Genomic DNA, 12,895 nt, shown 5'->3' with positions numbered 1-12,895 from the left:
TGTTCGTGGCCGTGGCCGGCTGGATGGGCGACGACCCGCGGCCGGCGCCGTGCGGGGTCCGCTACGCGCCCCGGCTCATCGGCCGCCGCTCGGCGGCCGGTTCCCGTACGGCCACGGTCGTGGGCCGGCGCTGCGGGGCGGGCGGCATCCCGGCGGCGGACGTTCCGCTGCCCGCCGACGCCGGGCCCGGCGATCTGCCCGGGGTTCCGGTGGCGGGCGCGTACCAGCTGTCCATGGCCGCGGCCGACAACCTCGTGGGCCGCCCGCCGGCGATCGCGCCTCCGGGACGCCGGGCACGAGGACACGTCCGGGGCGTCGGCGGCATAGAGTTGCGGGGTGCAGCTCTACACGATCGGCGAGGCCGCCCAACTCCTCCGCGTCAGCACCGACACCGCCCGCCGCTGGGCGGACGCGGGCCGCTTCCCGACCTTGCGGGACGGCAACAAGCGGATGGTCGAGGGCGTGCACCTGGCCGCCTTCTGCGTGGCGCTCGCCCAGGAGGCGGCCGAGGGCGACGGCGAGTCCGCCACCTCGGCGCGCAACGCGCTGCCCGGGATCGTGACGGCGGTGACGCTCGGCGAGGTGGCCGCCCAGGTCGAGATCCAGTCCGGCCCGCACCGCGTGGTCTCCCTGCTGACCCGCGAGGCGGTCGAGGAGCTCGGTCTCGCGGTCGGCGTGCAGGCCGTCGCCCGCGTGAAGTCCACCAGCGTCCACATCGACCTCGACTGACGGCACGCAGGGGCCACCTCCCCCCACGCCCCGGTGCACGGGGAACCGGGTGGGACGCATCGGCAGGCCGCGGGCCGCGGCCCGGGGCCGGACCGTGACAGGGTGAAGGCATGACGACGCACCTCGAACCCCCGTCCCCTCCCCGCCCCCAGCCGTGGTCGGACACCGAGGCGGCCACGGCCCACCCGGACCTCCTCGCGGCGAAGGCCCTCGTCTACGACCCCTGCGGATTCACCTGCTCGCTGCCGGTCCCGGAGGCCGAGGGCGCCGCCTACGCCGCCCACGCCTTCACCCTGGACGGCCGCGCCGTCCGGTTCCGCGCGGCGAAGACCACCCCCACGAAGGTCGGCCAGTTCGTCACCGTCTGGAAGCGCTCCCCGGCCGGTCCCATCCAACCGTTCGACGCCGCGGACCCGGTGGACCTCTTCGTCGTCAGCACGCGCGACGGTGACCGCTTCGGCCAGTTCGTCCTCCCCCTGGAGGCGCTCCGCCGGCACGGTGTCGTATCGACGGACGGCTCCGGCGGCAAGCGCGCCTTCCGCGTCTACCCGCCCTGGGTGACCACCACCAACCGCCAGGCCGGCAGCGCCCAGAAGTGGCAGCTGGACCACTTCCTGGCCCTGCCGCAGGACGGGCCCGTCGACCTCGCCCGGGCCCGGGAGCTCTACGCGTGAGCCGGCCGACCAGCGGCACCTTGCACCACGTCGAACTGTGGGTGCCCGACCTCGACCGTGCGATCGCCTCGCTCGGCTGGCTCCTGGAGGCCCTGGGCCACACGCCCCACCAGCACTGGGCCGACGGCCGCAGCTGGCGGCTCGGGCCGACGTACCTGGTCGTCGAACGGTCCCCGGCCCTCACTTCCGACCGGCACGACCGCTGCCGGCCGGGACTGAACCACCTGGCCTTCCACGTGGAGGACGCGGCCGCGGTCGAACGCCTGGCCGAGGAGGCGACCGGCCACGGCTGGCGCCTGATGTTCCCGGACCGGCATCCGCACGCCGGCGGCCCCCAGCACTACGCCGCCTACCTGGAGAACGAAGACGGCTTCGAGGTCGAACTCGTCGCGACGCCCACCGCCGGCTGACCCCGTCAGGGGGCCGGATCGCGGCCCGTGGCGCGTTGCCAGTCCCGGTAGGCGGCGACGGCGGTGGGGAGCGTGGGGAAGATGCGCTCCGGGCCGACGGAGGACGTCAGGCCGTAGGCGTCGAGGGGGCGGCGCAGGTCCTGCTTGACGCGGGCGAGTGCGAACACGACGTCCCGCCGGGCGAGTTCCGAGCGCAGGGCCTCGACCGCGTCGAGGGCGGTGATGTCGACCTCGACGTTGGCCTCGGTGTTCAGGACGAACCAGTGGACGGGGTCGTCCTGGGCGGCGACCGAGGCCAGCGCCCGGCGGCGGAAGTCCTCGGCGTTGGCGAAGAACAACGGCGAGTCGTAGCGGTAGATGAGGAGACCGGGAACGGTGCGCGCGGTCGGATAGTCGTCGATGTCGTGCATGCCGGCCAGACCGGGCACCATTCCCTCGACCGCGTCGTGGGGGCGGGCGACCCTGGTGAGCAGTTCGGCGACGGACAGCGCCACGGCGAGGAGCACGCCGTACAGGATGCCGAAGGCGAGGACGCCGAGACCGCAGCCGAGCGCGAGCAGGAACTCGCGGCGGCGGAAGGCGGCCAGCCTGCGGAACTCGCCCACTTCGACCAGGCGTACGGCGGCGTAGACGACGATGGCGCCGAGGGCGGCGGAGGGGGTGTGGCTGAGCAGGGGGCCGAGGAAGAGGAGGACGGCGGCCACGCAGGCGGCGCCGACGAGGGAGTACATCTGGGTACGGGCTCCCGAGGAGTCGGCGAGGGCGGTGCGGCTGGCACTGCTGCTGACCGGGAAGCCCTGGAGGAATCCGGCGCCGAGGTTCGCCGTGCCGAGGGCCAGCAGCTCCTGGTTGGCGTCCAGGGGCCGTGGGTCGTCGTGCCGGGCGAAGGCGCGTGCGGTCAGGACGACGTCGGTGTAGCCGACCAGGAGGACACCGAGGGCCGGCAGCACCAGGTCGGCGAGGTCGGCCGGCCGGGGCAGGGCGAATGCCGGCAGGCCGGTCGGGACCGTGCCGATGACGTCGATCCCCTGGTTCTCGTCCAGCGCGAAGACCGCCACCACCGCGGTGGAGAGGGCGAGGACGACGAGCGGTCCGGGCAGGGGCCGTCGTAGCAGGGGCAGGGTGAACAGCAGGAGCAGGCAGCCCGCGGCCATCAGCGTCGTGGGCCCGTGCAGGTCGCCGATGTGGCGGAGGAACGAGAAGAGCTGGGGGAAGAACCCCGACCCGCCACCGCTGGTCCCGGTCAGGCGGGGCAGCTGGTCCACGATCATGATGAAGGCGACTCCGGCCAGGTAGCCGACGAGCACGGGCCGGGAGAGGAGGTCGGCCAGGAAGCCGAGCCGGACGGCCCATGCGACCAGGCAGAGCAGGCCGACGACGAGTGCCAGGGCTGCCGCGAGCACCGCGTAGCGCGCGGGGTCGCCGGCTGCCAGCGGCCCGACGGCCACGGCGGTCATGAGGGCGGTGGTCGACTCCGGTCCGACGGACAGCAGGCGTGAGGTGCCGCTCAGGGCGTAGAGGGCCATGGCGGGCAGCACGGCCCACAGCCCGACGACCGGGGGCAGACCTGCCACGCCCGCGTACGCCATGACCTGGGGAACCAGGTAGGCGGCGACCGTGATGCCGGCCAGGACGTCGCCCCGCAGCCACTTCCGCCCGTAGCCGCGGAAGGCGGGCGGGATCGCCGCGATCCGTCCGTGCTGGGGCATGGCACCTCCGGGACTCCGTGCGGGCCTGTGGCTCACCATCGTGCCGGGCGGAGGGCTGCGAGGAGGTGAAGCGCGCGAGCGGGCCGACCGCTACGTGCTGCTCTCCAGCAGCCGGAAGCCGGTGACCAGGTCGGGCCTGATCCGGATGGTGCCCGATGCGGCGCCCTCGACCCAGGGCCGCAGGAGGTGCGCGTAGCGCTCGATCTCGCCGGGAGCGGTGACGGCGGTGGCGTAGCCGGTGGCGACCACGCTCCACCCCAGGTGCGCGCCTTGGTCAATGGCATCGGCTTCGTAGGCGACGACCACTCCCGCGCCTTCCTGGGCCGCGAGCAGGGCCGCCAGTGTCGATCCGTCCGACACGCGGATGATGATGTCGCCGGCATCGAGAAGGTGGTTGACCGGACGCACGGCGGGCAGCGCGTGCCGGGTGAACACGAGCCGGCCCAGTGCGACGGTGCCCAACAGGTGCAGGGCCTCGTCAGCGCGGAGCTCTTCCATCTGTCGTCCCGGCGTGCTGACGGCAGTCGGGCCGGTGGTCGTGCCGGCCGTGTCGCTCTTCATCGTGGGCGTCCTTGGTCGAGCGGGCGGGATGCCAGGGCCCTGGCCCGCTGTTGGCTTCTCGAAGGGGCGTGGGCCCGGGGGCACGGCTGCGCAGCACCGCGGGCCGCCGGCCGTGCTCCTCGTCGTCGATCCCGCCCCTGGCGAACCGTTGCGCGAGGATCCGCTGGGCGACGGCCGCGAGCCGGCCGTCTGCTGCCAGGATCTCCGGCTGCACCGGGCCCCGGCATGGGCCGGTCGGCCCACAGCCGGGACCACAGGGCCCTGCCCACGACCGGCGTTACCACCAAGACTGAAGGCGGACTCGAACAGGAGGCCGCTCATGAGCACCCCGTCGCCCACCCGCATCTCCGAGGCGCTGCCCGCCGACTGCCGTTCCCGCCTGATGGAACTGGCCCGAGAGGTCAACTTCGCCGAGGGGACGCGCATCTTCCGCGAGGGCGGACGCGCGGATCGGTTCTGGATCGTCCGGTCGGGCACCGTGACCTTGGACGTCCACGTGCCCGGGCGGCGCGCCGCCGTCATAGAGAGCCTCGGCACCGGTCAGCTGGTCGGCTGCTCGTGGCTCTTCAAGCCGTACTCCTGGCGTCTGGGCGCCGAGGCGATGACGCCCGTCCGCACGTACGAGTTCGACGCGGCGCGCGTGCGGATGCTGATGGACGCCGACACCGCCTTCGGCTCTGCCCTCGGCCACTGGGTCGGGCAGGTCCTCGCCCACCGGCTGCAGGCCGCCCGCGTGCGCCTCCTCGACCTGTACGCGCCGTACGGCAGCGGCAGCTTCCTCTGATCGTCCGATCGTCCGACCGTCCGCACGGCGAAGGAGCCGGTCATGCCCGCATCCCGCTACACCGTCAGTGACGTCATGACGCACACCGCCGTCGCCATCGGCCGCGAGGCGTCGTACAAGGAGATCGTCGAGCTGATGCACCAGTGGAAGGTCAGCGCGGTCCCCGTCCTGGAGGGCGAGGGCCGCGTCGTCGGCGTGGTCTCCGAGGCGGACCTGCTGCCGAAGGAGGAGTTCCGGCGTACGGAACCCGCGCTGCCCGAGCAGTTGGAGGAGGCTTCGAAGGCCGGCGCGGTGCTGGCCGAGGAGCTCATGTCGAGTCCGGCGATCACCGTGCACCCCGACGCGCCCGTGGCCGAAGCCGCCCGGATCATGGCCCGCAAGCACGTCAAGCGCCTGCCCGTGGTGAACGCGCTCGGCATGCTGGAGGGTGTCGTCAGTCGCAGCGACCTCCTGAAGGTGTTCCTGCGGCCCGACGAGGAGCTGGAGGAGGAGATCCGCCAGAGCGTGCTCGCCGACCTGGCGCCCGGTACGACCTTGGAATTCGCCGTGCTGGACGGCGTGGTCACGTTGCGCGGCCCACTGCGGGACCGGGCCCTGGTCCCCCTGCTCGCGCGGGCGATCCGTGCGGTCGAGGGCGTGGTGGACGTCCGGATGGAGCTGGACGGCAAGGAGGGCACGGCCACCGCGGAGAGCACCCTCGCCGCCTAGGTCCTGTCGTCAAAGTGGCGTCGGCCGAGCCCGCGGCGCGCCCGACACCCCGGGGGTCCCCCGGACGGAGTCTGGGGGATGAGGTGCGGCGCCGGGCGTCGCGGGCCAGACGGGACGTTGACGACGGGGCCTAGCGCGGCTGGCGGGGCCGGCCTGCCTTGCTGCCGGCCGCGAGGTGCTTCGCGCGCCGTGCTGAGACAATTCCGATGGAACCGCACGGAACGGACCGAACCAGGGGCGATCATGTCCGATGATCCGAACGCCTCCGCCAAGGCGCCGGTCAAGGTGTTCCTCCTCGACGACCACGAGGTGGTCCGGCGCGGGCTGCGGGACCTCTTGGACGCGGAGCCGGACATCACCGTCGTGGGCGAAGCCGGCACCGCCGAGCAGGCACTGGCCCGCGGGCCGGCGCTCCGTCCGGACGTCGCCGTACTCGACGTCCGGCTGCCCGACGGCGACGGCATCACCGTCTGCCGCGAGCTCCGCGCGCGCATGCCGGGCCTGGCCTGTCTGATGCTGACCTCGTTCGACGACGAGGACGCCCTGCTGGACGCGATCATGGCGGGTGCCGCCGGCTACGTGCTGAAGCAGATCAAGGGCTCCGACCTGGTCTCGGCCGTACGCACGGTGGCCACGGGCCAGTCCATGCTGGACCCCGCGACGACCGCCCGTCTGATGCACTCCCTGCGCGACCCGGAAGCGGCGAAGCCACCGCAGGACGCCCGCCTGGCGGCCCTGTCCGAACGGGAGCGGGCCGTCCTCGAACTCATCGGCGAGGGCCTCACCAACCGGCAGATCGCCAAGCAGCTCTACCTGTCCGAGAAGACGGTCAAGAACCACATCTCACGGCTGCTGGGCAAGCTCGGAGTCGAGCGGCGGGTCCAGGCGGCCGTCATCGCCGCCCAGGTGCACGAGCACAACGCCGGGACGGCGAAGCAGCAGGAGCACTGACGACGGTCACGTCGTACGCGGTGACCTCGTAGACGGTCACCTCGTAGACGGTCACCTCGTAGACGGTCACCTCGTAGACGGTCACCTCGTAGACGGTCACCTCGTAGACGGTCACCTCGTAGACGGTCACCTCGTAGACGGTCACCTCGTAGACGGTCACCTCGTACGAGGTCACCGCTTCGGCGGGACCAGTGGCACCTTCCACTCCAGGCAGGTGCCCCGCTCCCCGTCGCCCCGCCCCCCGACCTCCATCCGGCCGCCCAGCCCTTCGGCTCGCTCCGCCAGGTTCCGCAGTCCGCTGCGCCGGCCGCCCCCGGACATCCCGGCGCCGTTGTCGGTCACGGTGATCGTCAGGTTCCCCCCGGCCGCGGCGATCGAGACCTCTACCCGTGTGGCCCGGGCATGGCGGGCGACGTTGGTGAGGGCTTCCCCCACCACGGCGAGGGCCTCGTCCGCGACGGCCGCCGGTACGTCGGTGTCGATCAGCCCCTCCATCCGCAGGGCCGGGGCGAAGCCCAGGACCGCAGCGGCCCCGTCCAGGGCCCGGACGAGGCGGGTGCGCAGCGTGGACGCCTCGCCGGGGGCATCGTGCTCGCGGAGCCCGAAGATGGTGGAGCGGATGATCTTGATGGTGTCGTCCAGGTCGTCCACGGCGCGCGCGAGGCGTTCGGACGCCTGGGGATGGTCGACGAAGCGCTGCGCGCTCTGGAGGGTCATGCCGGTGGCGAAGAGGCGCTGGATGGCCAGGTCGTGCAGGTCGCGGGCGATGCGGTCGTGGTCCTCCAGCAGGCTCAGCTGCTCGGCGTCGCGGCGCCGCTCGGCGAGCTCCAGCGCGAGGGCGGCCTGACCAGCGAACCCCGGCAGCGCGGCGACTTCGACAGCGGCGAACTGGGGGTGACCGTGCCGGCGGGCCAGGATCAGGACGCCGCTGAGCCGCTCCTTGGTGCCGATGGTGACGGCGACCGCCGGGCCGAAGCCCTTCCATCGCTCCGGTTGCACGGTCACGCACGCGTCGGTCGCCACGTCGGGGACCGTGATGAGGCCGTTGCGGGCCCCTCAGCTCGCCGGCGGAGCCGAGCAGGTAGAAGACGCCCGTGTCGGCGCTGGTGATGTCCTTGGCCCGCTCCAGCATGCCCTGGAGGACCTCGTCCTCGGGTGCTCCGGAGAGCAGGGCGCTGGTGATGTCGGAACTGGCCTCCAGCCAGCGCTCGCGCAGCCGTACCTCCTCGAAGAGCCGGGCGTTCTCGATGGCGATGCCGGCTGCGACGGCGAGGGTGGACAGCACCGCCTCGTCCTCGGCGTCGAACTCGGCTCCGCCGCGCTTCTCGGTCAGGTAGAGGTTGCCGAAGACCTCCTCGCGGACCCGGATCGGGACGCCGAGGAAGGAGTGCATCGGCGGGTGGTGGGCCGGGAAGCCGTACGAGGCGGGGTGCTGGGACAGCTCCGACAGTCGGAGCGGCTCGGGGTGGCGGATCAGCTCGCCGAGGATGCCGTGCCCGGAGGGCAGGTCCCCGATCTGCGCGCGGAGGCCGTCGCTGACTCCGACGGGCAGGAACTCGGCCAGCTTCTTGTGGTCCCCGATGACGCCGAGGGCCCCGTACTCGGCGTCCACGAGCAGCACGGCCGCCTCGACGATGCCGCGCAGCACCTGGGGGAGGTCGAGTTCCCGGCCGACCGACATGACGGCTTCGAGCAGGCCGTTCAGCCGGTCGCGGGTGCTCCTGACCTCGTCGATCCGCACCTGGAGTTCGTCCAGTAGCTCGTCGAGCCGCAGGCGCGGAGCACCGCTCCGGGCGGGCTGATCGCATGCGCTCATGCCCCACCTCCGGCCGGCAACGAGGACGACGGGGCCGTCGCCTCCACCGTAGCTCCGGGCCGCAGGACCTTCCCACTCGTCGCGACCGTACCGGGCCGACCGGCGGTCGGCGGTCGGCCCGGTACGGTCGGTCTGTGTCAGCCGGTGGGCACGGTGATCACCGGGCAGTGCGCCCGGTGCAGGAGGCCGTGGACGACGGATCCGATCCGCATGCCGGTGTAACCGCCGCGCCCGCGTCGGCCCACGACGACGGCCAGGGCGTGCTCGGCGGCCCGGGCCAGTTCCTCGACCGGGTGGCCGGTCAGGACCTCGTGCGTCACGTGCACGTCCGGGTACTTCTCGGACAGGCCGGCGGTGGCCTCGGAGAGCAGGGTGTGCCGGGCCCGCAGCGCCTCCTCCTCGGCGTCCAGCACGATCAGCGGCGGCTGCCACACGTGGACGACCCGCAGCGTCGCTCCCCGGAGGTCGGCCTCGTCGAAGGCGAAGGCCAGCGCGGCCGTGGCGGACGGGCTGCCGTCGATCCCCGCGACGACGTAGGGCGGCTGCTGGCTGATGTGCTCGGCGTCGCCCACGACGACGACGGGGCAGCGGGCCTGGGCGGTGACGGGCACCACGAGCGAGCCGGCGCTGAAGAACTCCGCGGTGCGGCTCAGGTGCCGGGAGCCGAGGACGATCATCCGGGCGTCCCGCGCCGCGCCGCCCAGGGCCGGGGCGGGAGAACCTCCCACCAGCTCGCCGGTGACGCTCGCCTCCGGGTGGCGGGCGCGCACCCAGTCGCACGCCGCTTCGAGCAGGTCGGCGGCGGCCCGCCGCAGGGCGATCTGGTCGGGGGTGTCGTTCTGCCCGGGGGTTTCGTCAGCGTGAGGGGTGTCGTGCCGGGGCGGTACCGCGAGGACCAGGCGCAGCGGGAGCCTGCGCCGGTGGGCTTCGTCGGCGGCCCAGGCCAGGGGAAGGTGCCACTCCCGATCCGGGTCGACGCCCACGACGATGCCGTGCCTTCCCGGCTGGTGGCCGTTCACGCCCGGCTCCCGAAATCGCCGCCGGTCCGGGGGATGAGGAGGACGGGGCAGTGCGCGTGGTGCAGCAGGCTGTGCGTCGCCTTGCCCAGGTTGGGGGCGAGCCCGAGGGGGCCGGGGGCCCGGCGGCCGCCCATGACGAGCAGGTCGGCGTGGCGGGACGCCTCGACCAGGACTCCGGCGACGGAGATGCTCTTCTCCGCGTCGGCCTGCACGTCCAGATCGGGGAATTCGCCGCGGATCACGTCCGTGGCGGCCCGCAGGGTCTCTTCGTGCCCGCTCGCGATCTCGTCGACGCCGTCGAGCATGCTGACCACCTCGCCGACCGACTGGAGGACGTTCCACACGTGCAGCAGCCGCAAGGAGGCCTTGCGCAGCTCGGCTTCCCGCGCGGCGTACCGGGCGATCTGGACGTCGTGCTCGTCGCGCACGGCGGCGAGGACCGTGCCGGTCTCGTCGGCCCCGTGGGTGCCCCGGACGACGATGACGGGGGTCATGGCGATGGCCGCGGTGCCCAGCCCCACCGATCCGAGCAGGAGGGAGTTGAATCCGCCCAGGCCCCGGTTGCCCACCACGACCGTGCCGTGGAGACCGGCGGCCCGGTGCAGGGCGGTGACGGCGTCCGCCCGGCTGAACTCGGTGGTCACGTTCAGGCCGGGGTACTCGGCCGCCACGGCCTTCACCGTGGCGTCCAGCAGCTCACGACCGTTGAAGCGGACCATTTCGACGGTTTCCGCCGGCAGGTAGAGGGTCCGGCCGTCGGTGTCGGCCCCGTAGACGACGTGGAGGGGACGGTCACGGCGCACCGCCTCCTGGGCAGCCCACAGGGCGGCGCTGCGCGCCGGCTCCGAGCCGTCCACGCCGACGATGACCGAGCTGGTGTCCGGGGTGCGGAAGGTGCTTTCCACGATTCCTCCCAACCGAGGATCCGATGAAGGACACCACTCACGCTGACACCTTCCGCGCTCCGGGAAGAGGGCCGCCCGGGACAGCCGAGGGGGCCAAAGGTCCCCATCGTCCCCCGTGTCGTCCGGGGCCCTTACGGCCCGGGACGGGACCGTTCGGCCCTCGATCTACGGGCGGGGGTCGGTGGAGGGTGGGGTCACACCCGACACCGGACACCAGCGTCGCGCGGCGCGGCGGAGCAGGAGGGCCCCATGAAGCGCATCAAGGTAGCGGACCTGATGACCGACGAGGTCGTCTCCGTGGCCCCGGTCACCGCCTTCAAGGACGTCGCGAAGCTCCTCGCCCAGTACGACATCTCGGGAGTCCCCGTCCTGGACGACGAGGACCGCGTGGTGGGCGTCGTTTCCCAGACGGACCTGCTGGCCCACACGGCGGACCCCCGCACGGCGGACCCCCACGCCTCCCAGCGGAACGGCTCGGGGACGGGACCGCCCACCGCGGGCGACGTCATGTCCGCGCCCGCGGTCACCGTCCACGCCGAGGACACGGTGGCCGACGCCGCGCGGCTGATGACCCGCCGGAGCATCGAACGCCTCCCCGTCGTGGACGTGGAGGACCGGCTCGTCGGCATCGTCACCCGCCGGGACCTGCTCCGCACGTTCCTGCGCCCGGACTCCGAGATACGCCGACGCGTCAGCGACGAGGTCCTCGTGGAGGTACTGGGCGTTCCGGCCGGTGACGTCGAGGTCCACGTGGTGGACGGCATCGTCACCCTGGACGGCCGTGTCGAGCTGCGCAGTCAGCTCGCAGCGCTCCTCAGCCTCGTCGAGCGCCTCGACGGGGTCGTCGCGGTGGCATCACGGGTCACCGCGCGCACCGACGACACGGCAACCGCCCACGCCGACCACGGCCGCCGCGCGATGCCTTGGTGATGCGGCGCCGGACCGCACGAAAGGAGTCGCAGCCATGAAGCACCTGCGCACCGTCGAGGACGTCATGACGCACGCCGCGATCTCCGTCGAGCGGGAAACCGCGTTCAAGGACGTCGTGGAAGCGCTGCGGATGTGGAACGTCAGCGCGCTCCCCGTCCTGGCCCAGGACGGAAAGGTGGCCGGCGTCGTCTCCGAAGCCGACCTGCTGATCAAGGCCCAAGGCCCCGGCGCGGCCCATGGCACCACCGCCGAGCAGCTGATGACCCGCCCGGCGGTGACCGTCACGAGCGGGGCCACCATCCCCACCGCGGCGCGTTTGATGGCCCGCAGACACCTCAAGCGCCTTCCCGTGGTCGACGGCGACGGTCGCTTCGTCGGCGTCGTCAGCCGCGGCGACCTGCTCAAGGTCTTCCTGCGCCCCGACCGTGACATCGGCGCCGAGGTCCGCGAGCTGATCGCGTACCAGCTGATCCCGCACCGTTCCGCCGAGGTGTACGTCCATGTGGCGGGCGGCATCGTCTACCTGCACGGGTCGCTGCCGGACCCGACGATGGAGGACGTCGTCGTGCGCGCCGCCGGCACCGTACCGGGCGTCGTGGACGTCAAGGCGGACTTCACCACCCCGGTGCCCATCACGAACGAGGCCGCACAGACAGGACCAGTCCCATGACCGCCACACCTCTCGACCCCGCCACCGTGGCCCGGCTCGTCGACGACGCCGTCACCGCCCCGTCCATGCACAACGCCCAGCCTTGGAAGTTCGTGTTCCGTGCGGGCAGCGGAACCCTGGACCTGTACGGCGATCCGGACCGCGCCATGACCCGGACCGACCCGAACCACCGGGCCCTCCAGCTCGGTTGCGCCGCGGCGCTGTTCAACCTGCGCGTGTCCGCGGCCCGGAACGGCCTTCCCGTCCGCGTACGGCTCTTGCCGGACGACGGCGAACCGTGGCTGCTCGCCACGGTGACCGTCGACGGAACGGCGGGCGAGGACCACCAGTTGGCCGCCCTGCACGGCGCCGTCCGGCGTCGCCGCACCAGCCGGTACCCCTTCGGCGACGAGCCGGTGCCCACCGCGCTGCTGGACGGCCTGGTGGCCGCGGCCCGCTTGGAGGGCTGCCGGCTGACCGTCCCGGACCCGTGGCACTTGGACACCGTGCTCGGGCTGGTCCGGGACGCGGAACACCGCGAGGAGATCGATCCGCTCGTCCGTGCGGAGACCGCGGACTGGGTCTCCCCCGTGCGGGGTGCTACGGGCGGGCGCCGCGACGGCATTCCCGCCGCCGCGTTCGGATCGAAGAGTTCCGCAGGCCCTACGCCCGTACGCGACTTCGGTCGGGCCGGGCCGGTGCCGGATCGTGGCTGGGCCGTGTTCGAGGAGCGGCCGCAGCTGGCCCTGCTCAGCACCTCGGGGGACACGAGGGTCGACTGGCTGCACGCGGGCCAGGCGATGGAGCGCGTCCTCCTCCAGGCCACTGCCGACGGCCTTGCCACCTCGATGACGTCCCAGCCCCTGGAATGGCCGGAGCTGCGGTGGACGGTCCGCGACCCGGTCGCGGCCATGGGACACGTACAGATGGTCCTCCGCCTCGGCTACGGACCTGTAGGGCCCGCCACGCCGCGCCGCCCGGTGACCGAGGTACTGGAAATCCGGGAGTAGGGGATCCGGGGGGAGAGGCGCCGGACGCCCCGTGGCCACT

General features: G+C 73.0%; 15 protein-coding genes and 1 pseudogene. 9 read left to right on the top strand and 7 right to left on the bottom strand.

Annotation, left to right across the window (positions count from 1 at the left end; all coding sequences use genetic code 11):
- Positions 1-61: 61 nt before the first annotated feature.
- A complete protein-coding gene (locus OG594_RS47110; protein WP_323185242.1) occupies positions 62-235 on the bottom strand; it encodes a hypothetical protein in 174 nt (57 codons plus the stop codon).
- Positions 236-336: 101 nt separating this feature from the next.
- On the opposite strand from OG594_RS47110, the gene OG594_RS18145 reads away from it, so the two are divergent.
- The 3 genes from OG594_RS18145 (at position 337) to OG594_RS18135 (ending at position 1,813) form a co-directional block, all read left to right on the top strand.
- Positions 337-729 carry a molybdopterin-binding protein gene (locus OG594_RS18145; RefSeq protein ID WP_266600138.1) on the top strand — a complete coding sequence of 131 codons (393 nt, stop codon included), beginning with the start codon at positions 337-339 and terminating at the stop codon, positions 727-729.
- Between the two features lie 110 nt (positions 730-839).
- Positions 840-1,403: a MepB family protein gene (locus OG594_RS18140; protein WP_266600136.1), complete on the top strand. Its 564-nt coding sequence runs from the start codon at positions 840-842 to the stop codon at positions 1,401-1,403.
- Positions 1,400-1,813: a VOC family protein gene (locus tag OG594_RS18135; RefSeq protein ID WP_266600134.1), complete on the top strand. Its 414-nt coding sequence runs from the start codon at positions 1,400-1,402 to the stop codon at positions 1,811-1,813. The genes OG594_RS18140 and OG594_RS18135 overlap by 4 nt, the downstream gene beginning before the upstream one ends.
- Positions 1,814-1,818: 5 nt before the next feature.
- Here the strand turns inward: OG594_RS18135 and OG594_RS18130 are convergent, their stop codons facing one another.
- Complete coding sequence (locus tag OG594_RS18130) at positions 1,819-3,522, bottom strand: SulP family inorganic anion transporter (protein WP_266600132.1); 1,704 nt, start codon at positions 3,520-3,522, stop codon at positions 1,819-1,821.
- A gap of 90 nt (positions 3,523-3,612) precedes the next feature.
- Complete coding sequence (locus OG594_RS18125; protein ID WP_266600130.1) at positions 3,613-4,083, bottom strand: pyridoxamine 5'-phosphate oxidase family protein; 471 nt, start codon at positions 4,081-4,083, stop codon at positions 3,613-3,615.
- Positions 4,084-4,402: 319 nt separating this feature from the next.
- Here OG594_RS18125 and OG594_RS18120 point away from each other — a divergent pair, with 319 nt between their 5' ends.
- From OG594_RS18120 to OG594_RS18110, 3 genes are all read left to right on the top strand, one after another.
- On the top strand, positions 4,403-4,867 hold the full coding sequence (locus OG594_RS18120) for a Crp/Fnr family transcriptional regulator (protein WP_266600128.1): 465 nt from the start codon (positions 4,403-4,405) through the stop codon (positions 4,865-4,867).
- 42 nt (positions 4,868-4,909) lie between these two features.
- Complete coding sequence (locus OG594_RS18115) at positions 4,910-5,575, top strand: CBS domain-containing protein (RefSeq protein WP_266600126.1); 666 nt, start codon at positions 4,910-4,912, stop codon at positions 5,573-5,575.
- Positions 5,576-5,818: 243 nt separating this feature from the next.
- Complete coding sequence (locus tag OG594_RS18110; protein ID WP_266600124.1) at positions 5,819-6,526, top strand: response regulator transcription factor; 708 nt, start codon at positions 5,819-5,821, stop codon at positions 6,524-6,526.
- On the opposite strand, the gene OG594_RS18105 is transcribed toward OG594_RS18110, so the two are convergent.
- The 4 genes and pseudogenes from OG594_RS18105 to OG594_RS18090 form a co-directional block, all read right to left on the bottom strand.
- Positions 6,468-6,701, bottom strand: coding sequence for a hypothetical protein (locus OG594_RS18105; RefSeq protein ID WP_266600122.1), 234 nt, complete (start codon positions 6,699-6,701; stop codon positions 6,468-6,470). The two genes, OG594_RS18110 and OG594_RS18105, sit on opposite strands and share 59 nt — an antisense overlap.
- Positions 6,698-8,342, bottom strand: a pseudogene (locus OG594_RS18100) (GAF domain-containing protein). The gene OG594_RS18105 and the pseudogene OG594_RS18100 overlap by 4 nt, the downstream one beginning before the upstream one ends.
- A gap of 137 nt (positions 8,343-8,479) precedes the next feature.
- A complete protein-coding gene (locus tag OG594_RS18095) occupies positions 8,480-9,361 on the bottom strand; it encodes a universal stress protein (protein WP_266600120.1) in 882 nt (293 codons plus the stop codon).
- Entirely contained in the window at positions 9,358-10,266 is a 909-nt protein-coding gene (locus tag OG594_RS18090) for a universal stress protein (protein WP_266600118.1), read from the bottom strand. The genes OG594_RS18095 and OG594_RS18090 overlap by 4 nt, the downstream gene beginning before the upstream one ends.
- 249 nt (positions 10,267-10,515) lie before the next feature.
- Between OG594_RS18090 and OG594_RS18085 the strand changes: the two genes are divergently transcribed.
- The 3 genes from OG594_RS18085 to OG594_RS18075 are packed head-to-tail and all read left to right on the top strand — an operon-like array spanning position 10,516 to position 12,855.
- Positions 10,516-11,196, top strand: coding sequence for a CBS domain-containing protein (locus OG594_RS18085; RefSeq protein WP_266600116.1), 681 nt, complete (start codon positions 10,516-10,518; stop codon positions 11,194-11,196).
- A gap of 34 nt (positions 11,197-11,230) precedes the next feature.
- Positions 11,231-11,866 (top strand): CBS domain-containing protein, encoded by a 636-nt coding sequence (locus OG594_RS18080; RefSeq protein ID WP_266600114.1) that lies wholly within the window; start codon positions 11,231-11,233, stop codon positions 11,864-11,866.
- The gene (locus tag OG594_RS18075) at positions 11,863-12,855 is read left to right on the top strand and encodes a nitroreductase family protein (RefSeq protein WP_266600112.1); all 993 of its coding nucleotides are present in this window, start codon (positions 11,863-11,865) and stop codon (positions 12,853-12,855) included. Before OG594_RS18080 ends, OG594_RS18075 begins: the two co-directional genes overlap by 4 nt.
- Positions 12,856-12,895 lie beyond the last annotated feature (40 nt).

The sequence above is a fragment of the Streptomyces sp. NBC_01214 genome (genome assembly GCF_026340975.1).
Classification (GTDB): domain Bacteria; phylum Actinomycetota; class Actinomycetes; order Streptomycetales; family Streptomycetaceae; genus Streptomyces.
Note: the sequence above shows the minus strand (reverse complement) of the source record. Positions and strands in the feature narration are given on the sequence as shown.